Source organism: Hydrogenophaga sp., from assembly GCF_018780385.1.
In the GTDB taxonomy this organism is placed as follows: Bacteria; Pseudomonadota; Gammaproteobacteria; order Burkholderiales; family Burkholderiaceae_C; genus Hydrogenophaga.
In genome coordinates, this window is record NZ_JADMJO010000118.1 from 1 (window position 1) to 21,592 (window position 21,592).

General features: G+C 67.3%; 21 protein-coding genes and 1 tRNA gene. 10 read left to right on the plus strand and 12 right to left on the minus strand.

Annotated elements, in window-relative coordinates:
* Together IV113_RS23470 and IV113_RS23475 are read left to right on the plus strand one after the other, a co-directional pair.
* Positions 1 to 915, plus strand: a 915-nt coding sequence (locus IV113_RS23470; protein WP_291090385.1) for a signal recognition particle protein, incomplete at its 5' end; no start/stop codon positions are given.
* Between the two features lie 4 nt (positions 916 to 919).
* Complete coding sequence (locus IV113_RS23475) at positions 920 to 1,540, plus strand: pyridoxamine 5'-phosphate oxidase family protein (RefSeq protein WP_291090388.1); 621 nt, start codon at positions 920 to 922, stop codon at positions 1,538 to 1,540.
* Between the two features lie 15 nt (positions 1,541 to 1,555).
* Here the strand turns inward: IV113_RS23475 and IV113_RS23480 are convergent, their stop codons facing one another.
* Entirely contained in the window at positions 1,556 to 2,350 is a 795-nt protein-coding gene (locus IV113_RS23480) for an IclR family transcriptional regulator (protein WP_291090391.1), read from the minus strand.
* 70 nt (positions 2,351 to 2,420) lie between these two features.
* Here IV113_RS23480 and IV113_RS23485 point away from each other — a divergent pair, with 70 nt between their 5' ends.
* From IV113_RS23485 to IV113_RS23505, 5 genes are read left to right on the plus strand one after another with little or no spacing between them, the layout of a single operon-like run.
* Positions 2,421 to 3,236: an SDR family oxidoreductase gene (locus IV113_RS23485; protein ID WP_291090393.1), complete on the plus strand. Its 816-nt coding sequence runs from the start codon at positions 2,421 to 2,423 to the stop codon at positions 3,234 to 3,236.
* Positions 3,233 to 4,540 (plus strand): NAD(P)-binding domain-containing protein, encoded by a 1,308-nt coding sequence (locus IV113_RS23490; RefSeq protein ID WP_291090395.1) that lies wholly within the window; start codon positions 3,233 to 3,235, stop codon positions 4,538 to 4,540. Before IV113_RS23485 ends, IV113_RS23490 begins: the two co-directional genes overlap by 4 nt.
* 27 nt (positions 4,541 to 4,567) lie before the next feature.
* Complete coding sequence (locus IV113_RS23495) at positions 4,568 to 5,503, plus strand: bile acid:sodium symporter family protein (protein WP_291090398.1); 936 nt, start codon at positions 4,568 to 4,570, stop codon at positions 5,501 to 5,503.
* On the plus strand, positions 5,500 to 6,510 hold the full coding sequence (locus tag IV113_RS23500) for an SDR family oxidoreductase (RefSeq protein ID WP_291090401.1): 1,011 nt from the start codon (positions 5,500 to 5,502) through the stop codon (positions 6,508 to 6,510). Before IV113_RS23495 ends, IV113_RS23500 begins: the two co-directional genes overlap by 4 nt.
* The gene (locus IV113_RS23505; protein WP_291090404.1) at positions 6,507 to 7,418 is read left to right on the plus strand and encodes an EamA family transporter; all 912 of its coding nucleotides are present in this window, start codon (positions 6,507 to 6,509) and stop codon (positions 7,416 to 7,418) included. The genes IV113_RS23500 and IV113_RS23505 overlap by 4 nt, the downstream gene beginning before the upstream one ends.
* A gap of 153 nt (positions 7,419 to 7,571) precedes the next feature.
* Here the strand turns inward: IV113_RS23505 and mdoH are convergent, their stop codons facing one another.
* The 11 genes from mdoH to IV113_RS23560 form a co-directional block, all read right to left on the minus strand.
* Positions 7,572 to 9,548, minus strand: coding sequence for a glucans biosynthesis glucosyltransferase MdoH (mdoH, locus tag IV113_RS23510; RefSeq protein ID WP_291090407.1), 1,977 nt, complete (start codon positions 9,546 to 9,548; stop codon positions 7,572 to 7,574).
* Positions 9,545 to 11,116 (minus strand): glucan biosynthesis protein G, encoded by a 1,572-nt coding sequence (locus IV113_RS23515; protein ID WP_291090410.1) that lies wholly within the window; start codon positions 11,114 to 11,116, stop codon positions 9,545 to 9,547. The genes mdoH and IV113_RS23515 overlap by 4 nt, the downstream gene beginning before the upstream one ends.
* A gap of 190 nt (positions 11,117 to 11,306) precedes the next feature.
* On the minus strand, positions 11,307 to 12,713 hold the full coding sequence (locus tag IV113_RS23520) for a sigma 54-interacting transcriptional regulator (protein WP_291090413.1): 1,407 nt from the start codon (positions 12,711 to 12,713) through the stop codon (positions 11,307 to 11,309).
* 28 nt (positions 12,714 to 12,741) lie between these two features.
* On the minus strand, positions 12,742 to 13,290 hold the full coding sequence (locus IV113_RS23525; protein ID WP_291090416.1) for a hypothetical protein: 549 nt from the start codon (positions 13,288 to 13,290) through the stop codon (positions 12,742 to 12,744).
* A 73-nt stretch (positions 13,291 to 13,363) separates the two neighbouring features.
* The gene (locus tag IV113_RS23530; RefSeq protein WP_291090419.1) at positions 13,364 to 14,782 is read right to left on the minus strand and encodes an ATP-binding protein; all 1,419 of its coding nucleotides are present in this window, start codon (positions 14,780 to 14,782) and stop codon (positions 13,364 to 13,366) included.
* 14 nt (positions 14,783 to 14,796) lie between these two features.
* Positions 14,797 to 16,158: a tRNA (N6-isopentenyl adenosine(37)-C2)-methylthiotransferase MiaB gene (gene miaB, locus IV113_RS23535; RefSeq protein ID WP_291090422.1), complete on the minus strand. Its 1,362-nt coding sequence runs from the start codon at positions 16,156 to 16,158 to the stop codon at positions 14,797 to 14,799.
* A gap of 112 nt (positions 16,159 to 16,270) precedes the next feature.
* Positions 16,271 to 16,672, minus strand: a complete 402-nt coding sequence (locus IV113_RS23540) for a hypothetical protein (RefSeq protein WP_291090425.1) — start codon at positions 16,670 to 16,672, stop codon at positions 16,271 to 16,273.
* 67 nt (positions 16,673 to 16,739) lie between these two features.
* Positions 16,740 to 17,300: a YaeQ family protein gene (locus IV113_RS23545; protein WP_291090427.1), complete on the minus strand. Its 561-nt coding sequence runs from the start codon at positions 17,298 to 17,300 to the stop codon at positions 16,740 to 16,742.
* 167 nt (positions 17,301 to 17,467) lie between these two features.
* A tRNA-Met gene (locus IV113_RS23550) sits at positions 17,468 to 17,544 on the minus strand.
* Positions 17,545 to 17,610: 66 nt separating this feature from the next.
* Positions 17,611 to 18,021: a high-potential iron-sulfur protein gene (locus tag IV113_RS23555; protein ID WP_291090430.1), complete on the minus strand. Its 411-nt coding sequence runs from the start codon at positions 18,019 to 18,021 to the stop codon at positions 17,611 to 17,613.
* Between the two features lie 77 nt (positions 18,022 to 18,098).
* Entirely contained in the window at positions 18,099 to 18,887 is a 789-nt protein-coding gene (locus IV113_RS23560) for an enoyl-CoA hydratase (RefSeq protein WP_291090433.1), read from the minus strand.
* Positions 18,888 to 19,031: 144 nt separating this feature from the next.
* Here IV113_RS23560 and IV113_RS23565 point away from each other — a divergent pair, with 144 nt between their 5' ends.
* The 3 genes from IV113_RS23565 to paaK are packed head-to-tail and all read left to right on the plus strand — an operon-like array spanning position 19,032 to position 21,564.
* On the plus strand, positions 19,032 to 19,826 hold the full coding sequence (locus IV113_RS23565; protein WP_291090436.1) for an enoyl-CoA hydratase-related protein: 795 nt from the start codon (positions 19,032 to 19,034) through the stop codon (positions 19,824 to 19,826).
* Positions 19,826 to 20,266 carry a hydroxyphenylacetyl-CoA thioesterase PaaI gene (gene paaI / locus IV113_RS23570; protein WP_291090471.1) on the plus strand — a complete coding sequence of 147 codons (441 nt, stop codon included), beginning with the start codon at positions 19,826 to 19,828 and terminating at the stop codon, positions 20,264 to 20,266. The genes IV113_RS23565 and paaI overlap by 1 nt, the downstream gene beginning before the upstream one ends.
* Entirely contained in the window at positions 20,263 to 21,564 is a 1,302-nt protein-coding gene (gene paaK, locus IV113_RS23575) for a phenylacetate--CoA ligase PaaK (protein WP_291090438.1), read from the plus strand. Before paaI ends, paaK begins: the two co-directional genes overlap by 4 nt.
* Positions 21,565 to 21,592: the final 28 nt, after the last annotated feature.

The following is a 21,592-nucleotide window of genomic DNA, read 5'->3' on the forward strand; positions in this document are numbered from 1 at the left end:
GCGCAGGCCGGCGCCGAGTGGTTCCCGAGCACGCCCGACCAGAAGCCGGTGGACATCGCGCGCGCCGCGATCGACTACGCGCGCAAGCACTACTTCGACGTGCTGCTGGTCGACACCGCGGGCCGCCTGGCGATCGACGAGGCGCTGATGCGCGAGATCCAGGAACTGCACGCCGTGCTCAAGCCGGTGGAGACGCTGTTCGTGGTCGACGCGATGCAGGGCCAGGACGCGATCAACACCGCCAAGGCCTTCAAGGACGCGCTGCCGCTGACCGGCATCATCCTCACCAAGCTCGACGGTGACTCGCGCGGCGGTGCGGCGTTGTCGGTGCGCGCCATCACCGGCGCGCCGATCAAGTTCGCCGGCGTGTCGGAAAAGATCGACGGTCTGGAGGTGTTCGACGCCGAGCGCCACGCAGGACGCATCCTGGGCATGGGCGACATCCTGGCGCTGGTCGAACAGGTCACGGCCGGGGTCGACATGGCGGCAGCGCAGAAGCTCGCGGCCAAGGTCAAGAGTGGTGAGGGCTTCGACCTCAACGATTTTCTGGACCAGATCCGTCAGATGAAACAGATGGGTGGTCTCTCCAGCCTGATGGACAAGCTGCCCAGCGCGATGGCCGCCAAAGCCGGTCAGGTCGACCTGGGCCGCGCCGAGAAGGACATCCAGCGCAAGGAAGGCATCATCTGCAGCATGACGTTCAAGGAGCGCCGCAAGCCCGAGATCATCAAGGCCACGCGCAAGCGCCGCATCGCCGCCGGCGCCGGCGTGCAGGTGCAGGAAGTCAACCGCCTGCTCAAGGAGTTCGAGCAGATGCAGGACATGATGAAGAAGATGAAGGGCGGCGGCATGATGAAGATGATGAAACGCATGGGGGGCATGAAGGGCATGCCCAAGCTGCCCGGCATGGGCTGACCCCATGACAGTGCCCACCGATCCCCACACCATCGACGACCTCGCGTCGCTCCAGTCGCTGTTCGGCCCGGTGGGCGAGGCCTCGGTGCGCAAGGAAGTCTCGCGCCTGCACCCGGTCTACCAGCGCTGGATCGAAGCGTCGCCTTTCGCGGTGCTCGCCACTGTCGGGCCCGATGGCCTGGACGCCTCGCCGCGCGGTGACCCGCCCGGCCTGGTAACGGTACTGGACGAACACACCTTGCTGCTGCCCGAGCGCGCCGGCAACAACCGCGTGGACAGTCTGAAGAACATCCTGGCCGACCCGCGCGTGGCGCTGCTTTTTTTCATACCCGGCGTGGGCGAGACGGTGCGTGTGAACGGCCGCGCGCGCATATCGGTGGCGCCCGACTTGCTGCAGCGCCTGGCCATGGACGGCAAGCCGCCGCGGTGCGTGTTGGTGATCACCGTGGAGACGGTGTTCTTCCAGTGCGCGCGGGCCATGAAGCGCTCCCGCTTGTGGGAATCGCACGATCCCGCGCAGGTGCCCAGCGCCGGCCAGGTGCTCGCGGCCCTGACGCACGACGCCATCGACGGCGTGGCCTACGACCGAGCGCTGCCCGCGCGCCAGCGCGACACGCTGTACTGAACGGACGCGGCTGGCTCAGCCCAGCGTGCGCGCCAGCGCATGAGCCGCCGCTTGCAGGCGCGGCAACTGCGACCGGGCCTGCGCCAGCGTCATGCGCGCGGCCGGCGCCTGCAAGGCCAGCGCGCAGCGCACCGTGCGCTGGCCTGGTGCAAACACCGGCACCGCCACGCACACCAGACCTTCGACGAACTCCTCGGCGTCCACTGCGTGGCCATCGCGGCGGATGGTGTCCAGCTCGGCTTGCAGCGCCCCGCGTTCGGTCAAGGTGCTGGCGGTGTAGCGTGTGAGTGGCAGGCCGTCGAGCAGTGTGCGGCGCTGTCGCGCACCCATCCAGGCGAGAAACAGTTTGCCGCTGGCCGAGCAATGCACCGGCACGCGCGTGCCCGGGCGCAGTTCCAGCCGCAGCGGAAAGGCGGACTCCACGCGGTCCAGGTAGACCACGTCGGCGCCCGACATCGCGGTGAGGTTGCAGCTCTCGCCGACCTCGCTCACCAGTTGGCGCAGCACCGCGTGGCGCACGCCTTGCAGCGCGCTGCTGCTGAGCGCTGCTTCAGACAAACGCAGCAGGCGAGGCGCCAGCGCAAAGTGGCGACCATCGGGTTCGCGCACGAGCCAGCCACCGGCCTCCAGCTGCGTCAACATCCGGTGCGCCGTGGGCTTGGGCCAGCCGGTCAAGGCCACCACATCGGGCAGCGCCTGCGGTGTGTCCTGACGCGCCAGCACATCCAGCAGCTCCATGAGGCGCAGGCCCGGGCTGCTGTCGTTTTCGGCCGGCGTGTCTGTCATATCTCGAAAAATGAGACGGATCATTCAAATATTTCGAGATTTATTCTAGTGCCGCCTACATTGCCTGCACAACACAGATTGAGGAGACCGGGGTTTGAGAGGTTCGATTTTTCACAACGCCGTGGTCACGGGGGCCTGCGGCGGCCTGGGGCAGGCGCTGTCTCGCGAGCTACTGGCGGGTGGGGCGCGCGTGGCATTGGTCGGGCTGCGGCGGTCCGAGCTGGAGGCGCTCGCCGCGCTGGCACCGGACCGCTGCGAGATCTACCAACCCGACGTGTCCGACGCCGCCGCGATGCAGGCCATGGCCGCCGACTGGATGGGCCGCTTCGGCGCCCCCGACCTCGTGATCGCCAACGCGGGCGTGGCCGGCGGCTTCGACACCGCGCAGGCGAGCGACCTGACCGTGCTGCGCCGCATGCTGGAGATCAACCTGCTCGGCGTGGCCACCACGTTCCAGCCCTTTCTGGAACCCATGCGCGCCAGCGGCCAACGCGGTGCGCTGGTGGGTGTGGCCAGCCTGGCGGGCTGGCGCGGCATGCCGGGCAACGGCGCGTACTGCGCGAGCAAGGCCGGCCTGATCGCCTACCTGCAAAGCCTGCGCGCCGAGCTGCGGCCCACGGCGCTCTCGGTGCACACCATCAGCCCGGGCTACCTGCGCACCGCGCTCACTGCCGGCAACCGCTTCGCCATGCCCGGTCTGCTCGAACCCGACGAGGCCGCGCGCCGGCTGCTCGCGGGCGTGGCCGCCGGCACCGAACACATCGTGCTGCCGCGGCGCATCGGCTGGCTCTCGCGCGCACTCGCCCTGCTGCCCGCGCGGCTGCACGACCGCATCCTGCTCGGCCAGCCCCGCAAGCCCCGTGTGGGTGAACCCGGCGCCACCGACATCCCCGGTATCAAGAAACCATGAACACCACCCAACAGATCGCCCTCATCGGCGCCGGCCCCTCGGGCCTGGCCGGCGCACGCTGCCTGCAGAAACACGGCATCGCCTTCCAGGGTTTCGAGGCCCACACCGACGTGGGCGGCCTGTGGAACATCCACAACCCGCGCTCCACCGTGTACGCCTCGGCGCACCTGATCTCCAGCAAGCGCATGACGGAGTTCAGCGAATTCCCGATGCGCGAACACGTGGCCGACTACCCCAGTCACCGCGAACTGCTCGATTACTTCAGCGCCTTTGCCGACCACTTCCAGCTGCGCGAGCACTACCGATTCAGCACGCGCGTGCTGAAGGTCGAGCCGGTGAGCGATGCCCCCGACACGCTGTGGCGCGTGACCACCCAGGACGCCCATGGCCAGCAGATCACCGCCGACTACAAGGGCGTGGTGGTGGCCAACGGCACGCTGGCCGAGCCCAACATGCCGGCCTTCGAAGGCCACTTTGCCGGCGAGTTGCTGCACACCTCGGCCTACAAGCAAGCCGACCAGTTCCGCGACAAGCGCGTGCTCATCGTGGGTGCGGGAAATTCGGGCTGTGACATCGCGATCGACGCGGTGCACCAGGCGCGCAGCGTGGACATCTCGGTGCGGCGCGGCTATTACTTCGTGCCCAAGTACGTGTTCGGCAAGCCGGCCGATTGCATCGGCGGCAAGATCACGCTACCGCCCTGGCTCAAGCAGAAGATCGACAGCACCGTCCTGAAGTGGTTCACCGGCGACCCGGTGCGTTTCGGTTTCCCCAAGCCGGCCTACAAGATGTACGAGTCACACCCGGTGGTGAACTCGCTCATCCTGTACCACGTCGGCCATGGCGACGTGGGCGTGCGCGCCGACATCGCGCGCTTCGTCGGCCACACCGTGCACTTCAAGGACGGTAGCGCGCGCGACTACGACCTGGTCCTCGCGGCCACCGGCTACAAGCTGCACTACCCCTTCCTCGACCACGCGCTGCTCAACTGGCAGGGCATGGCACCGCGGCTCTACCTGAATATCTTCGCGCCGCGCTTCGACCGCCTGGCCGTGCTCGGCATGGTCGAGGCCAGCGGCCTGGGCTGGCAGGGTCGCTACGAGCAGGCCGAGCTGGTGGCGCGCTACTTCAAGGGGCTGGACGAAGGCAATGCGAGCGCCGCCGCACTCAACGCCGCCAAGGCGGGCCCGCCACCCGATCTCTCGGGTGGCTACAAATACCTGCAGCTCGAGCGCATGGCCTACTACGTGAACAAGGACGCCTACCGCACCGCGGTGCGTCAGGCGGCCGAGGCCCTGGCCTGACCCCAACGACAACAACAGGAGATCCCCATGCTGCCCGTGGACGAAATACGCCTGAACTTCAACCCGGCTTCGCTGGCCGTGCTCAACGCGGTGCTCGCCTTCCTCATGTTCGGCATCGCGCTGGACACGCGCATCGAGGACTTCCGCCGCGTCTCGCGCATGCCGCTGGCGTTCACGGTGGGCATCGTGGCGCAGTTCATCGCTCTGCCGGCCATCACCTTCGTGCTCACATTGCTGCTGCAGCCCGGCCCGAGCATCGCGCTGGGCATGATCCTGGTGGCCTGCTGCCCGCCCGGCAACGTGAGCAACATCCTCACCCACCGCGCCAACGGCAACGTGGCGCTCAGCGTGTCGATGACGGCGGTGTCCAACGCCATCGCCATCGTCGCCATGCCGCTGAACTTCGCCTTCTGGGGCGGCATCCACCCGACCGCCGCGCCGCTGCTCAAGACCATCGCGCTGGACCCGCTGGAGATGTTCGGCCACATCCTGCTCATCATCGGCGTGCCCTTCGTGCTGGGCATCTGGTGCGCGCACCGCTTTCCGAACTGGACCAAGCGCTTCAAGAAACCGGTGCGCATCCTGAGCTTCGTGGCGCTCATTGCCTTCATCGTGGGCGCGATCGCGGGCAACTGGCGCTACTTCCTGGACTACGTGGGCCTGGTGCTGCTGGCGGTGGTGATCCACGACGCGCTGGCCTTCGGCACCGGCTACGCGATCGCGCGCGCCGCCGGCCTGTCCGACTACGACCGCCGTGCGCTTTCCATCGAGGTGGGCATCCGCAACGCGGGCCTGGGCCTGGTCATCATCTTCAGCTTCTTCGGTGGCCTGGGCGGCATGGCGGTGGTGGCCGGCGTCTGGGGCTTCTGGGACATCATCGCCGGCCTGATCCTGGCGGGCTGGTGGTCGAAACGACCGCTGCAGGGCGGCTTGCCCGTGGCGTCTGCCGGGCCTCGCTCATGACGGCAGACACAGCGAAAGCGCCGGCCGCCCGGCGCGTGCTGGTCACGGGCGCCGACGGCTTTCTCGGGCGCGGCCTGATCGAAGTGCTCGCGCAAGACACCTACATCCAGCACCTCGTGGCGGTGGACGTGCGCGAGGTGCCGCTCGAGCGCCGCCTGCCGCGCGTGACCTATGTGATGCAGGACGTGCGCTCGGCCTCGCTGGCCAACACCGTGGCCCTGCATGGCATCGACACCGTGGTGCACCTGGCCTCCATCGTCACGCCGGGCAAAGGCTCGAACCGCGCGTTCGAACACTCGGTGGATGTGGGCGGCACGCGCAACGTGATCCGGGCCTGCCTGGCGCACCGGGTGGACCACCTGGTGGTCTCCAGCAGCGGCGCGGCCTACGGCTACCACGCCGACAACCCGGCCTGGTTGACCGAAGACCACCCACTGCGCGGCAACGAGGTGTTTGCCTACGCGCACCACAAACGGCTGGTCGAGGAGATGTTGGCCAGGACGCGCGCCGCCCACCCCGAGTTGCACCAGACCGTGCTGCGCATCGGCACCATCCTGGGCGAGCGGGTGGACAACCAGATCACCGCGCTGTTCGAGAAGCGGCGCATCCTCGCCATCCAGGGCAGCGACAGCCCCTTCGTGTTCGTGTGGGACGAGGACGTGACCGGCGCCATCGTGCACGCGATCAGCGGCCGCGGCCTGCCGGGTTGCTACAACCTCGCGGGCGACGGCGCGCTCACGCTGTTCGAGATCGCGCAGCGTCTCAACAAGAAACCGCGCGTGTTGCCCGCCGGCCTGCTGCGCGCGGCGCTGCGCTTGGGCTCGGCGCTGGGCATCAGCCGCTATGGGCCGGAGCAACTTGACTTTCTGCGCTACCGCCCCGTGCTGCTCAACACCGCGCTGAAGGAACGCTTCGGCTACACACCGCGCAAGACCAGCGCCGAAGCCTTTGAGGCGTTCGTGGCCGCGCGCGCCGCGCAGGGCCGCAGCGTGAGGGCCGCGCCGTGAACGTGATTCCCCTGTCCCGTGGCGACCTGCTGCGCGCGCTCGCGGTGGTGGTGATCTGGGGCCTGAACTTTGTGGTGATGAAGGTCGGCCTGCAGGGCATCGGCCCCATGCTGCTGGGCGCCCTGCGTTTTGCCATGGCCGCGCTCCCCTTCCTGCTGTTCGTGAAGTTTCCCAAGCTGCCCTGGCGCTACGTGGCTGCTTATGGACTGGCGCAGGGCCTGGGCCAGTTCGGTTTTCTGTTCCTGGGTTTGCAGATGGGCATGACCGTGGGCATGGCGTCGGTGGTCATGCAGACGCAGGCCTTTTTCACGCTGCTGCTGGCGGTGCCGGTGCTGGGCGAACGCGCGCGCTTTTCTCAAGGGCTGGGGCTGGTGGTGGCGCTGTGCGGCTTGGTGCTGATCGCCACCGCGCACGGCGAGGGCCCGGGGCAGATGACGCTCGCCGGCTTTGTGCTCACGCTCGGGGCCGCGTTCATGTGGGCGGTGTCCAACCTGGTGGCACGCCTGGCCAGCCGCGTGGCCGATTACGACCCGTTCCCTTTCATCGTCTGGAGCAGCGTGTTCCCCATCGCGCCGTTTGTGGCACTGGCGCTGTGGATGGACGGGCCGCAGACCGTGCTGCAACAGGTGGCGGGCATGGACCTGCCAGCGTTCCTTGCGGTGCTCTTCCTCGCCTGGCTGGCCACGTTGCTGGCCTACAGCCTGTGGACGCGCCTGCTCAAGCGTCACCCGGCCGGGCGCGTCACGCCGTTTTCACTGCTGGTGCCGGTGGTGGGGCTGTGGTCGGCGTGGATGTTTTTCGACGAACTGCCGCTGGCCCAGCAGTGGCTGGGTACAGGCTTGGTGCTGATGGGCCTGGTGGTGAACCAGCTGGGCGGCGTCTGGATGGCGTGGCTGAGGCGAGCCTGACAGCGGATTTTGGTTGGAGCCTGCTCACCTAGCCGAAGCGAGATCCGCATCAGAAGAGGTAATGCATTCCAGAAACAACGAGGGTCCGGCTCTGCCGGCCCAAGGTGTTGCCCCCTCGAGGGGGGTGGCGCCGAAGGCGACGCGGGGGGTGCTTCAAGTCAAAGCAAACCGGCTGGCGTGGCGCCAGGCACGGCGCAGCACGGCGGGTGACCACGATTCTTCGGGGATCAGCAGCACGCCGCGCGAACGCATCCACGCGCCGAGGTCCACGTGGCTGGTGGCCACGGTCATGGGCACGGACAGCAGCAGCGGCAGGGCCACCGGGGCGAGCCAGATCAGCGCGTTCGCGTTGATCGCGGCCGCACCCAGACCCAACAGGCCGATCACCACCGACATGGGCGCCAGTCGGGCCAGGGCATCGCGCCAGGTCACGCCATTGGCTTCCCGTGGGGGCGACTTCCACTCCAGCTTCAGGCCGGTGATGGCCACCAGCACGAACAGCGAGTGCGCCAGCATGCGGATGGGCGCCTGCAGCAGGGCCATCACGGTTTCCACCACGGAGCTGCCCAACAGGCCGGCGGTGCCGCCGAACGATTTCTGCTCGCCCTTCATGAACACCGCCAGCAGACCGAGCACGCGCGGCATGAACAGCATGGTCAGCGTCCACATCCACAGGGCGCGCAACTCTTCGGGCACGGCTTGCCAGCTGGGGATGGCGCTGGAGTCGGCGGCCCACAGGGCGGTGCCGATGGTCAGGAAGGCCAGCCACAGCGGGGCCGACAGGTAGGACATCGCTCCGATGGCAAACATGGTGCGGTGCACGCGGTGGATGCCGGGCTCGGCCATCAGGCGCGAGTTCTGCAGGTTGCCTTGGCACCAGCGGCGGTCGCGCTGCAGTTCGCTCAACAAGTCAGGCGGCTGCTGTTCGTAGCTGCCGGTGAGGTCGGAGACCAGCCACACCTGGTAGCCGGCGCGGCGCATCAGCGCGGCTTCGACGAAGTCGTGCGACATGATGCCGCCGGACATGCCGCCTGTGCCCTTGATCGGGGCCAGCGCGCAATGCTTCATGAAGGGTTCGACGCGGATGATCGCGTTGTGGCCCCAGTAGTGCGACTCGCCGAGCTGCCAGAACTGCATGCCCAGCGTGAACAGGCGACCGGTGACGCGCGAGCCGAACTGCTGCGCGCGCGCATGCAGCGTGGCGTGGCCGATGGCCTGCGTGGCGGTCTGCACGATGCCGGCCTTGGGGTGGGCTTCCATCAGCTTGACCATGGAGACGATGCAGCTGCCGCTCATGACGCTGTCGGCGTCGAGCACCACCATGTAGCGGTAGTCCTTGCCCCAGCGGCGGCAGAAGTCGGCCACGTTGCCGGCCTTGCGGTGGGTGCGGCGCGTGCGCAGGCGGTAGTAGACCTCGATCTGCGGCAGCTCGGGCTGGGCGGCGAGCGCGGCGCGCAGGGCTTCCCAGGCGGATTTTTCGGCCGCGGCAATCGCCGGGTCGTAGCTGTCGGAGAGCACGAACACGTCGAACTGGCGCGCGTGGCCGGTGGCGGCGAGCGACTCGCAGGTGGCGCGCAGGCCGGCGAACACGGTGGCCACGTCTTCGTTGCAGATCGGCATGATGATCGCCGTGCGCGCGTCCGGGTTCATCGGATCGTTGCGCACCGCGGCGGCCGAGAGGGTGTGCGCGTCACCGCGCAGCGAGACCCAAAAGCCCATGAGCGCGGTCACGAAACCGGTGACGACCCAGGCCGAGAGCAGACCGAAGAGCGCCAGCTGGCCGACTTGCAGCCACACGTTGTCGTGTTCGGGCTGGGCGTTGGCAAACAGGCTGGTGGCAAACGCCGTGCTCAGCACGGTGAGCAACACGAACACCATGCGGCGGCGGTTGGCCGCCGTTTCCCAGGCCTCGGGCGCAGGCCTGGCGTGGACCTGTGCCGACGACGAGTACGGTGGCAGGACACGGCTGGCCGTGCTCAGCAGCGCAGTGCCGATGCTGTTCCAGAAACCGCGCCAGGGGCGCGGCACCATGGAGCCGCGGTTGAGCGGTGGTGCGGTCACCGCGTTCGGGTGGCGCTCTTCACGCAGCACGCTGCGGTGGGTCTGGGTGGGTTTCGTGGAAGTGTTCATTCGGGTAACAGCAGATGTGTCCATGTTTCACTCACGGTGTCGTTGTTGTGTTGGAGGTATGCGCGCAGCTCCACGGGCTGCGTCGCATCGATGCGCTCGACGCGCACGGTCACGCGCCAGGAGCGCGTGGCGGGGTTGGGGTAGGCCAGGGTCTGGAGCACGCGGCCGTTGGCGTTGGCGCTGACCACGGCTTTGACCGTGGCGTCGGCCGGCAGCGCGTTCAGTGCGGGGCCGCTGAAATCGATGAGGTACTGCGGCTGGCGGCCCTGTTCTTCGGCACTCAGCTTGGTGTAGCCATAGCCTCGGCGGCTCTGGGTCACCCAGCTCGATGGCGGGCGCTGCTGCGCTTCGCCCTGCCAGGCCAGTTCGTAAGCCACTTCCAGTGGCTGGCCCGGTGCGGGCAGGGCGGCGGGCACCCAGTACGCCACGATGTTGTCGTGCGTCTCGTCGGGCGCGGGCAGCTGCACCAGTTCGACGCGGCCGGGGCCCCAGTCGCCCAGCGGCTTGATCCAGGCGCTCGGGCGGCGCTCGTAGCGCGCTTCCACGTCTTCATAGCTGGCGAAGCTGCGGTCGCGCTGCATGAGGCCGAAGCCGCGCGGGTTCTGCATGGTGAACGAGCTGACCGTGACGGCCTTCGGCCGTTGCAGCGGGCGCCACAGCCATTCGCCTTCGCCGGTGACCATCATCAGACCGTCGGAGTCGTGCACCTCGGGGCGGAAGTCGCGGGCCAGGGGCTGGTTCTCGCCCGAGAGGAACATGCTGGTCAGCGGTGCGATGCCCAGTGTGTTCACCGGACCGGCACCGGGACGCAGGAAGACGCGGGCGTTGACCGTGGTGGTGGTTTGCTGGCCGGGGCGGATCACGAAGCGGTAGGCACCCGTGGCTCGCTTCGATTCGAGCAGGGCCAGCACGGTGACCTCGGTTGCACCGGCGGCCGGGCGCTGCAGCCAGAACTCGGAGAAGCGGGGGAACTCCTCGCCGGCGCCGCCTGCGGTGTCGATGGCCAGGCCGCGGGCCGACAGGCCGTACTGCTGGCCGTTGCCGAGTGCGCGGAAGTAGCTGGCGCCCTGGAACACCACCAGTTCGTCCTTGTAGGCTTGGCCGTTGAGCGGGTAATGCAGGCGAAAGCCTGCGTGGCCCAGGTCACCCCAGGGCGCGGGGTCAAAGGTGTTCTTGCCGTAGTCGAAGTCGGCACCGCGGTAGGGCAGGTGGCGCACCGAGCCATCGGGCTTGATTTCGTGGATGCGCACCGGCTCGGTCTGGTACAGGCCAAGGTGGAAGAACTGGGCCTCGAAAGGCAGGGCCTCGGCACGCCAGACGGACTGGGCGGGTTTGAAGCGGATGTCGCGCAGCTGGTCGTAGGTGATGTTGGCCAAGTCGGCGGGCAGCTTGTCGCTGTTTGCGCGCACCGGCTCTGCGGCGCGGGTTTTGGCCAACTGGGTCACGCTGTCCCAGTCGAAGCGCTGGGCCTGGGCTGACGCCCCGCAGAGCAGGGCCAGGAGGGCGCCGAGCACGACCGCAGCGCGGGGGCGCCGGAGGGCTTGGGCAGGACGAATCGGATGGGGCATACCCGGATAAGGGCAAACCCTGTGCCAGGTTGAAAAAACGCAGTCAAATCAAGCGCTTGGAGCGAAAGCGTCTTTTCTCAGGCCGCCAGGTGGCCCTGAGGGCGTCTCAAACCTGCGTTTTTGTCGTCAAACAGCGACAACTAGCACGGCGCTTTTTAAAAACGCCTTAGAGAACAAGGGATGAAGCTTGTCACTCATCGGCGACAGGGTCTCCGGGCACGCCCGACGACCCCGGTGTGGCGTCGCTTTTGAAGAGGCCCGGCGTCAGGGCGTGTTTTTGCAGCAATCGGTAGAACTCGGTGCGGTTGCGCTGCGCCAGGCGGGCCGCGTCGGCCACGTTGCCGTCGGTCAACTTGAGCAGGCCCACCAGGTAGTCGCGCTCGAAACGCTGCTTGGCGTCGGCAAAGCTCAGCACCTCCACCGAGGGCGTGCGCAACGCGCGCTGCACCAGAGCCAGCGACACCAACGGCGTGGTGGACAGAGCGCAGACCTGTTCGACCACGTTGTAGAGCTGGCGCACGTTGCCCGGCCAGGCGGACATGGTCAGCGCCTTGAGCGCCTCGGGCGCAAACCCCGAGCTGCGTTTGCCGTACTTGGCGGCCAGTTTGGCCAGGAAATGGTTGGCCAGCAGCGGAATGTCTTCGCGCCGCTCGGCCAGTGTGGGTAGGGTGAGCGTGACCACGTTGAGCCGGTAGTACAGGTCTTCGCGGAACTGGGCCGTGGCCATTGCCTCTTCCAGGTCGCGGTGGGTGGCCGAGATGATGCGCACGTCCACCGGCAGCGACTGGCTCGAACCCAGCGGGCGCACCGCGCGCTCCTGCAGCACGCGCAGCAGCTTGACCTGCAGGGCCGGCGGCATGTCACCGATTTCGTCGAGCAGCAGCGTGCCGCCGTCGGCCGCCTGGAACAGACCCTTGTGGTTGGCCACGGCGTCGGTGAAGGCGCCCTTCATGTGACCGAACAGTTCGGATTCGAGCAGGGCTTCGGGGATAGCGCCGCAGTTCACCGCGATGAAGGGCTTGTTGGCGCGCGCACTGGCCTTGTGGATGGCGCGCGCGAGCATTTCCTTGCCGGTGCCGGAGTCGCCCCGCAGCAGCACGCTGGCATCGGACTGGGCCACCATGCGCGCTTCGGCCAGCAGGTCGGCCATGCGGTTGGAGCGGCTCACGACCTCTTTGCGCCAGGCCTCGTCCACCCGTGTGTTGTCGCTGGCCGGCGCGCCGAGCGCCAGGGCCTGCGCGATCTTCTCCAGCAGCTCCTTGGCGTCATAGGGCTTGGTGAGGTAGGTGAAGACGCCGCGCGCCGTGGCCTCCACCGCGTCGGGAATGGTGCCGTGCGCGGTCAGCAGGATGACCGGCAGCGAGGGATGGCGCTTGCGGATTTCATCGAACAGCGCCAGCCCGTCTTTCCCGGGCAGGCGCACGTCGGAGAGCACGAGTTGCGGTCGCTCGATGTCGAGCTGGCTGAGCGCCGCTTCGGCCGAGCCGACCGAGGTGACGTGGTAGCCAGCCGAGCCCAGGCGCATCGCCAGCAGGCGCAGCATGTCGGCGTCGTCGTCGACGACCAGCAGGCGCGCGCGTGGCGTGTTCAAGGTCATGCATCAACCTCTGTGTTGCACACTGCGCTCATGGGGCGACGGGGGGGCGAACCGGTGCAGGCGGGCGGGTGGTCAGGCTGCGTTCGATCGCGCGCATGGCTTCCAGGCGCTCGTTGAGCTGGTCGATGCGGCGCTGGTTTTCGCGCAGTTGGTGACCCTGCCGTTCCAGGCTGTCTTCCAGCCGGCGTTGCTCCACCAGCTGGTGGGCCAGCAAACGCGCCAGTGGCTTGAGCGGTGTGGCCTCGGGCGCCGCGCTGCCCACCACCCGTTGCACCAGGCCCAGCGCGCGCGCCGTGTCGGCCGCCTGGGGCATGTGCATCAGGGCCAGGGCCAGCTGCATCTGCCGCAGCGGCGCATTGCCCGGGTCGCCCTGCACCGCGATTTCGGCGGCGAGGTCGTTGGTGTTGAGCTGGCGCAGGCGCTCCGAGTAGGTGAGCAGGGCCGTGACCACATCGGGCAAGGGCGGGGCCTGGGTGTTCAGGGCCTCGGGCGAGGTGACCGAGGGCGCCTGCACCGGTGTGACCACCAGAATCTGGGGCACTGACGCGGACGCTGGCGTGGTGATCATGGTGGTCACGGACGCCTGGGCCGGCGGTGGTGGCGTGGTGCCGCAAGCGCTGACCAGGAGCGCTATCGGAACAGCGGAAATACTAATTCGCATGGGGAAGTTCGATACGGAAATGGGCGCCTTGGCGCTGGGGCAGCAGGTTGATGCGGCCACCGTGGGCAACAATGTACTCGTGCACGATGGACAAGCCGATGCCGGTGCCACGCACGGCGCCTTGAGGCTGGCGTTCGCCCCGGTAGAAGGGCTCAAAGATGCGGTCGCGGTCGGCATCGGCCACGCCGGGGCCCTGGTCGATGATGTCCAGGCTGGCGCGTCCGGGCAGGTCCAGCAGCACGAGGCGGATCACGCCGCCGTGGGGTGAGAAACGGATGGCGTTGGACAGCAGGTTGCCCACGGCCGAGGCGATCTTCTCGCGGTCAACCGGCAAAAACACCGGCCCGCCCTCGGCGCGCACGGTCAGCCCCAATGCCTGCCAGTGCAGGCGCTGGGCGTCGATCTGGTCTTCCAGCAAGGCCATCAGATCGGTCTGTTCGCGCTTGAGCTGTCGCGCCTCGAACGCCGCCGCGTTGAAGCGCAGCAGCGCTTCGATCTGGTGCTGCAGCATCAGGGTGTTGTGCTGCAGGATGTTGACCACCTCGGCCTGGTTGGGGTTGAGCGCGCCGGCCACACCGTCGCCCAGCACCGCCACACCTTCGTGCAGGGAGGCCAGCGGTGTCTTGAGTTCGTGCGAGATGTGTCGCAGAAAACGCGCCTTGTCGGCATCGAGCTCGGTCAGACGCAGCCGCAGCCAGTCCAGTTGCTGGCTCACGCGGCGCACGTCGGATGGCCCGGCGATGTCGATCGGCACGTCGAGCCGGTTTTCGCCCAAACCTTGAATGGCCCTTTCGATCCGTTTGAACGGGCGGGCCAGCCACAAGCCGAAGCCCAGCGCCATCACGGCGGCCACGGCGATGGAGCCCAGCACCTGCTGCGTGAGTTCCTGGCGGCTGGTCTCGAAGCGTGCCTGCAGCGTCTCGTTGCGCGTGCCGATGATGGACTGCACCTTCTGCGCGATCGAGGCGCTGTGCCCGTCGATTTCGCGGAAGGCCCGCGCCACTTCGCGCTCCCGGTCCAGTGCGGTCTCCGGTGGACCGTCAAGCAGTCCGGTGACGACGGTCAGTTGCTCCAGCCAGTTGGTGGAGAACTCGGCCGGCAGTTCGTTGTCCTCCAGCCGCTTGAGGATGTCGCGTGCGTTGCCGGCCGCTTCGGTGAAGCGCTGGCGCAGCTGGTTGTCGCGCAGCACCAGCGACTGGCGCGCGGCACGCTCCATGGTCAGGCTGCGTTCGGACAGCGACTGGGCCGCGGTGGACAGTGCAATCGCCTGGGCGGCACTCTCGCGGCTCTGGGCCATCAAGGCCTCCAGCGAAAACAGCGCGCGCAGGGCGGCCGCGCCCAGCAACAAGCCGATCAGCAGGAACGCGACCAGCAGCAGTTGCGGAAATGAAAAGCGCAGCGATCTCACAAGTGACGGCGGGATCAGGTGCCCAGTGCGACTTCAGCGGTGAGCACTTCGGCTCTCAGCGAATGCGGCCGCGCCTCCGTGATTCGCACATCGATCATCTGACCCACCAGACGCTCGGCCAGCGGGCCACCGGGGAAGTTGACGATGCGGTTGCACTCGGTGCGGCCCATGAGTTCGGGCACGTCGGTGCTGGAGCGGCGCGACGCGCCCTCGACCAGGATCCGCTGCACCGTGCCTTCACGGCTGGCGCTGATGCGGCGCACGTTCTCCTCGATCGTGGCCTGCAGGTGCTGCAGGCGCTTGAGCTTCACAGCGTACGGCGTGTCGTCCGCCAGATTGGCCGCGGGCGTGCCCGGGCGGGGGCTGAAGATGAAGCTGAAGCTGGTGTCGAAGCGCACGTCGGTGATGAGCTTCATCATCTTGTCGAAGTCATCGTCGGTCTCGCCGGGGAAGCCGACGATGAAGTCGCTGCTCATCACCAGCTCGGGGCGAATCGCGCGCAGCTTGCGCACCGTGCTCTTGAATTCCATGGCGGTGTAGCCGCGCTTCATGGCCATGAGGATGCGGTCGCTGCCGTGCTGCACCGGCAGGTGCAGGTGGTTCACCAGTTGGGGGATCTTGCCGTAGGCCTCGATCAGGCGCGGCGTGAATTCGTTGGGGTGGCTGGTGGTGAAGCGCAGGCGCTCAATGCCCGGGATCTCGGCCACGTATTCGAGCAGCAGCGCGAAGTCGGCGATGTCCCCGCTGTCGCCCATCGCGCCCCGGTAGGCATTGACGTTCTGGCCCAGCAGCGTCACCTCTTTCACGCCCTGGTCGGCCAGGCCCGCCACTTCCACCAGCACGTCATCGAATGGACGGCTCACCTCTTCGCCACGCGTGTACGGCACCACGCAGTAGCTGCAGTACTTGGAGCAGCCTTCCATGATGGAGACATAGGCCGAGCCACCGTCGACCTTGGCCGGTGGCAGGTGGTCGAACTTCTCGATCTCGGGAAAGCTGATGTCAACCTGCGGCACCGCCAGACGCGCGCGCTGGTTCAGCAGCTCGGGCAGGCGGTGCAGCGTCTGCGGGCCGAACACCACGTCCACGTAAGGCGCGCGCTTGATGATCTCGGCGCCTTCCTGGCTCGCCACGCAGCCGCCCACACCGATCAGCACGCCCTTGTCCTTGAGATGCTTCACACGCCCGAGGTCGCTGAACACCTTCTCCTGCGCCTTCTCGCGCACCGAGCAGGTGTTGAACAGGATCAGATCGGCTTCCTCCACATCCTGGGTGGGCTCGTAGCCTTGCGCCGCGTGCATCACGTCGGCCATCTTGTCCGAGTCGTACTCGTTCATCTGGCAGCCGAAGGTCTTGATGAAAACTTTTTTGCTCATGGAAGGCTCCTGTGGCACCGGCGCCAACAATGCCGGTGCCCGCGCTGGGCGCAAATAGGGTGAGGGGATCGGGTGACCACCGGCGGCCACACGGGCCCGCGGCGGCGGTGCTTCAGTTGGAAGTGGCGGCCGGCTTGGGCTGCAGCGACTCGAACACGAAGTTGCGTTGCACGCCGAAGCCAGCGCGCTTTTCTTTGGCCTCGGCCTCGGTGAGGATCCACACATTCTGGATCTGGTCGCGCAGGTCCACGGTGTAGTTCACCACCAGTTTCTGGTTCAGCAGCGAAGCGGACAGCACCAGTGTGTTGTTGGTGTTGTGGATGCGCGCGCCCGGCGACAGCCGTGTCTCCCGGTCGTCCATGGTGACGTTGGGCGGCTGCACCACCACCAGGGTGCCGCGCAGGGCTTTGGCGGGGAAGTCGCGCGTGCCTGACTGGGCCTGGGCCGACAGGGGCAGTGCGATCAGGAGCGCAGCGAGGGTGCTGGCGCAGAAGGCGGGTGAGCAGCGGTTCATGGTGTGTGTCCAGAGGCTGTTGGAAACGGGGACGCGATTGTCTCACGCACTCGCGCAACGCCTGCGCTCACTTCCAGCGGATCGGCTCGATGGCCACGCTGCCGCGTTCGCTGGAGAGCGTGAGCACACCCTCTTGCAAGGTGGCCTGCAACTGCATGCTGCGCTCGGCCATCTGGGCCAGGGCGGGCGCCACCTCGGTGGGCAGGCGCCAGACCTGCAGCCGCTCAAGGCGGGTCAACTTGGTCGCGATGCCGCGCCACCACACGTCTGCCGCGCTGCCAAAGGCGTAGAGCACCACCGCGTCGGCCTTGCTGCAGGCTTTGGCCAGGGGTTTGTCCTCGGGCTGGCCGACCTCGATCCACAGGCGCTTGCGGCCGGTGAAGTCGGTCAGCGAGACGTCCGGGTCGTCCGGGTCGGACAGGCCCGTGCCGAAGGCCAGCGTGCCGTCGCCGCGGCAGGTGTCCTGCAGCTCGTGGGCGTGGATGGCCAGGGCCACCAGGCGCACCATCATGCGTTCGTCGGTCTCGCTCGGGTGGCGGGCCAGGGTGAGCGCGTGGTCGGCGTAGTAGCTGTGATCGATGTCGGCGATCTGCAGGTTTGCCTTGAAGATGGTGGACTTGATGGCCATATTCGGAGTACTCCCCCGCGTCGCCTCCGGCGCCACCCCCTCAAGGGGGCGACACCTTGGGCCGGCGTAGCCGGACCCTTGGTGTCTCTGGTGGGCACGGGCTCACGCTTCAGAAAATTGGAATGAAAAAAGCGGGCCCTGTTGCCAGAGCCCGCTTCTTGAATTGTTGGTGGTGATAGGTGGACTTGAACCACCGACATCAGCATTATGAATGCTGCGCTCTAACCAACTGAGCTATATCACCAACGAGGCGGGATTGTAGCTCAAAACATCCCCGGCCTTGGGCGCGCCACGCGCCAGAATCAGGCGTTCAGGTCGCCTTTCTGGCGTATGAAGCGCACCAGCCGGCGGCGGCCACCTGCTTGCCCGCAAACAGTGGGCAAGGACCGGCTTGGGAGCCGATGGCGCCTTGGTACAGCGTGCAATTGGAACAGGCGCTGCCTTCCACGAAGTTGGGAAATTTGGATTTGTCGGCATGGGCGGCAACCGCCACGTAGCCCAGCGCCACCGCGGTGGGGTCGGAGGCTTCAAGCATGGGACCGGTGGTCGCCGGGGTCTGTGCCACTTCCGGTGCTGGAGCCGGCACCGGGTACTCCGCCGACGATGCAGGGGCGCCTTCCGGAGCGGTGGCACTGGGGGGTGGTGCCGATTCGGAGCAGGCCGACAACAGGGCTGCGCCTGACGCGGGCAAGAGCCAGATGAAATGGCGGCGGGTGGTCATGGGGGTCTCCTTGTGTGTCGTGGGAGCCCCCCTTATAGGCCCGCCTCCTCGGGGCGGGTGTTACCGCGTGTTGCCGCTCATTGGTGCTTGAACTCGGCCTTGCGCTTGTTCACGAAGGCATCCATGCCTTCCTTCTGGTCGGCGGTGGCAAACAGCGCGTGGAAGATGCGGCGCTCGAACATCACGCCGTCGGACAGCGAGCCCTCGAACGCGCGGTTCACCGACTCCTTGGCCGCCATCACGCTGGGCAGCGAGAAGCCGCAGATGATGAGTGCCGCGCCCAGCGCTTCGTCCATCAGCTTGTCCAGCGGCACCACGCGGCTCACCAGGCCCGCGCGCTCGGCTTCTTCGGCGTCCATCATGCGGGCGGTGAGCACCATGTCCATGGCTTTGGACTTGCCGACCGCGCGCGGCAGGCGTTGCGTGCCGCCCGCGCCGGGAATGATGCCCAGCTTGATCTCGGGCTGACCAAATTTTGCGTTGTCGGCCGCGATGATGAAGTCGCACATCATGGCCAGTTCGCAACCACCGCCCAGCGCGAAGCCGCTGACCGCGCCGATCACGGGCTTGCGGATGCTGCGGATGGTTTCCCAGTTGCGCGTGATGTAGTCGCCCTTGTAGACGTCGGCAAAGGTGTAGCTGGCCATGGCGCCGATGTCGGCACCGGCGGCAAAGGCCTTTTCGCTGCCGGTCAGGATCATGCAGCCGATGTCGTCATCGGCATCAAACGCCTTCAGCGCAGCACCCAGCTCGTCCATGAGCTGGTTGTTGAGTGCGTTGAGCTGCTTGGGGCGGTTGAGCGTGATGATGCCCACCCGACCTTCGGTGCGGACGGTGATGCATTCGGGTGGGGCGGTGGCGGTCATGGGGTCTCCTCGGGTGTCGATGTTGGTTGGAAAGCTGTCCACTATAGCGGCCGGTACCGAGGGAAAACATTAGCCGACCGATTGGTTGGTTAATGGTAAATTGCACCGCCGAACAACCACCGCCAGTCGAGGAGACCCACCGCCATGCCTGAAGCCACCGTCTTGTATGAAGAGCGTGGGGCCGCGGCCCTGGTCACGCTCAACCGGCCCGATGCGCTCAACAGTTTCACCCGCCAGATGCACCGCGACCTGTGGGCCGCGCTGGACCGTGCCGAGGCCAACCCGGTGGTGCGCGCGCTGGTCATCACCGGCGCCGGGCGTGGCTTCTGCGCCGGGGCCGACCTGGCCGAGTTCGACTTCGAGCCCGGTCCGGACCTGGTGCAGCGCGCCGACCCCGGCCCGGTGATCGAGCAGGCTTTCAATCCCACCGCGCGGCGCCTGCAGGGCTTGCGCATGCCGACCATCGCGGCGGTCAACGGCGTGGCGGCGGGCGCGGGCGCGTCGCTGGCCATGTGCTGCGACATCGCGATCGCCGCCACCGGCGCGAGCTTCATCCAGGCCTTCAGCAAGATCGGCCTCGTGCCGGATGCCGGGGGCAGCTGGTTGCTGGTCGAGCGTCTGGGCCTGGCGCGCGCCATGGCCCTGGCCCTGACGGGCGACAAGCTGCCGGCCGCGCAGGCCAAGGAGTGGGGAATGATCTGGGACGTGAGCGAGGACTGCGTGGGCGCCTCGCTGGCCCTGGCCACCAGGCTCGCCGCCATGCCGACCCGGGCGCTGGTGGCCACGCGCGCGCTGTTGCGCGACGCCTCCACGCGCACCTTGAGCCAGCAGCTCGATGTGGAGCGCGACACCCAGTCGGCGCTGGGCAAGACGCACGACTACATCGAAGGCGTGATGGCGTTCCGCGAGAAGCGTCCGGCACAGTTCAAGGGCGAATGATGTCTCCCCAGGACAAGGCAAAAAAAGTCGGCGAGACCATGTTCGCGGTCGACACCGCCAGCAAAGACACCATGGGCATGGAACTGCTCAGCTGCGAGCCGGGCCGCGCTGTCATCCGCATGGCCGTGCAGGCTCTGCACCTCAACGGCCACCAGATCTGCCACGGCGGCTTCATCTTCACCCTGGCCGACTCCACCTTTGCGTTTGCCTGCAACAGCCACAACAGGAACGCCGTGGCCGCAGGCTGCAGCATCGAGTTCCTGCGCCCTGCGCACGCCGGTGATGTGCTCACCTGCGAGGGTGTTGAGCAAACGCTCTCGGGCCGCCACGGCATCTACGACATGCGGGTGATCAACCAGCGCGGTGAGGTGGTGGCGATGTTTCGCGGCAAGAGCGCACAGATTCCCGGGACGGTGTTTTCCGAAGAAGGGCAGTCATGAAAAGCTTTCCCCTGGAGCCGATTGAAAAGGCCAGCGTCGACGAGCTGCGCGCCTTGCAGCTCAAGCGCCTGCGGGCCACGCTGCGCCATGCCTATGCGAACTCACCCGTCTACCGCTCCAAATTCGATGCGGCGGGTGTGCACCCGGACGACTGCCGCAGCCTGAGCGATCTCGCCAGGTTTCCTTTCACCACCAAGAAGGATTTGCGCGACAGCTACCCGTTCGGCATGTTCGCGGTGCCGCGCGAGCAGTGCGCGCGCATCCACGCCAGCAGCGGCACCACGGGAAAACCCACGGTGGTGGGCTACACGCTCAAGGACATCGACACCTGGGCCACCGTGGTGGCGCGCAGCATCCGCGCCAGCGGTGCGCGCCCCGGTGACCTGGTGCATGTGAGCTACGGCTACGGCCTGTTCACCGGCGGCCTGGGCGCGCACTACGGCGCCGAGAAACTCGGGCTCACCGTGGTGCCTTTCGGTGGTGGCCAGACGGAGCGCCAAGTGCAGCTGATCCAGGACTTCAAGCCCGACATCATCATGGTGACACCGAGCTACATGCTGGCGATCGCCGATGAGTTCGAGCGGCAGGGCATCGACCCGCGCCAGAGCAGCATGCGCATCGGCATCTTCGGCGCCGAGCCCTGGACCAACGACATGCGCCTGGCGATCGAAGCGCGCATGAACATCGACGCGGTCGACATCTACGGCCTCTCGGAAGTGATGGGGCCCGGTGTGGCCAACGAGTGCGTGGAAACCAAGGACGGCCCGACCATCTGGGAAGACCATTTCTACCCCGAGATCATCGATCCCGAGACCGGTGAGCCGGTGGCCGATGGCGAGATGGGTGAACTGGTGTTCACCAGCCTGACCAAGGAAGCGCTGCCGATCATCCGTTACCGCACACGCGACCTCACGCGCCTGCTGCCCGGTACCGCGCGCACCATGCGCCGCATGGAAAAGATCACCGGGCGCAGCGACGACATGATGATCGTGCGCGGCGTCAACGTGTTCCCCACGCAGATCGAGGAGCTGATCTTGAAGCGCCCCGAGCTCAGCGCGCATTACCAGTGCGTGCTGACGCGCGAAGGCCCGATGGACAACCTGACCGTGGTGGTCGAGACGCGTTGCGGTCTGTCGCCAGAGAGCATCGAGGCGCGTGCCGCGGCCAAGCAGTTGCAGCACGAGGTGAAGGTGTACGTGGGCAGCAGCGTGGCCGTGGAGCTCAAGCCCGAAGGAGGCGTGGAGCGCAGTCAGGGCAAGGCGAAGCGCGTGGTGGATCTTCGCGAACGCCCAGCCTGAGCTTCGTCGTTGTTGCGCTTCAACGCCG

Excerpts from the sequence above, each read along its gene's own strand:
- mdoH (WP_291090407.1), bottom strand. The coding sequence starts at position 9,548 with ATGAACACTTCCACGAAACCCACCCAGACCCACCGCAGCGTGCTGCGT.
- IV113_RS23500 (WP_291090401.1), top strand. The coding sequence starts at position 5,500 with ATGACGGCAGACACAGCGAAAGCGCCGGCCGCCCGGCGCGTGCTGGTC.
- IV113_RS23515 (WP_291090410.1), bottom strand. The coding sequence starts at position 11,116 with ATGCCCCATCCGATTCGTCCTGCCCAAGCCCTCCGGCGCCCCCGCGCT.
- IV113_RS23555 (WP_291090430.1), bottom strand. The coding sequence starts at position 18,021 with ATGACCACCCGCCGCCATTTCATCTGGCTCTTGCCCGCGTCAGGCGCA.
- IV113_RS23520 (WP_291090413.1), bottom strand. The coding sequence starts at position 12,713 with ATGACCTTGAACACGCCACGCGCGCGCCTGCTGGTCGTCGACGACGAC.
- paaI (WP_291090471.1), top strand. The coding sequence starts at position 19,826 with ATGTCTCCCCAGGACAAGGCAAAAAAAGTCGGCGAGACCATGTTCGCG.
- IV113_RS23565 (WP_291090436.1), top strand. The coding sequence starts at position 19,032 with ATGCCTGAAGCCACCGTCTTGTATGAAGAGCGTGGGGCCGCGGCCCTG.
- IV113_RS23475 (WP_291090388.1), top strand. The coding sequence starts at position 920 with ATGACAGTGCCCACCGATCCCCACACCATCGACGACCTCGCGTCGCTC.
- IV113_RS23545 (WP_291090427.1), bottom strand. The coding sequence starts at position 17,300 with ATGGCCATCAAGTCCACCATCTTCAAGGCAAACCTGCAGATCGCCGAC.
- IV113_RS23480 (WP_291090391.1), bottom strand. The coding sequence starts at position 2,350 with ATGATCCGTCTCATTTTTCGAGATATGACAGACACGCCGGCCGAAAAC.
- IV113_RS23495 (WP_291090398.1), top strand. The coding sequence starts at position 4,568 with ATGCTGCCCGTGGACGAAATACGCCTGAACTTCAACCCGGCTTCGCTG.
- paaK (WP_291090438.1), top strand. The coding sequence starts at position 20,263 with ATGAAAAGCTTTCCCCTGGAGCCGATTGAAAAGGCCAGCGTCGACGAG.
- IV113_RS23560 (WP_291090433.1), bottom strand. The coding sequence starts at position 18,887 with ATGACCGCCACCGCCCCACCCGAATGCATCACCGTCCGCACCGAAGGT.
- miaB (WP_291090422.1), bottom strand. The coding sequence starts at position 16,158 with ATGAGCAAAAAAGTTTTCATCAAGACCTTCGGCTGCCAGATGAACGAG.
- IV113_RS23540 (WP_291090425.1), bottom strand. The coding sequence starts at position 16,672 with ATGAACCGCTGCTCACCCGCCTTCTGCGCCAGCACCCTCGCTGCGCTC.
- IV113_RS23490 (WP_291090395.1), top strand. The coding sequence starts at position 3,233 with ATGAACACCACCCAACAGATCGCCCTCATCGGCGCCGGCCCCTCGGGC.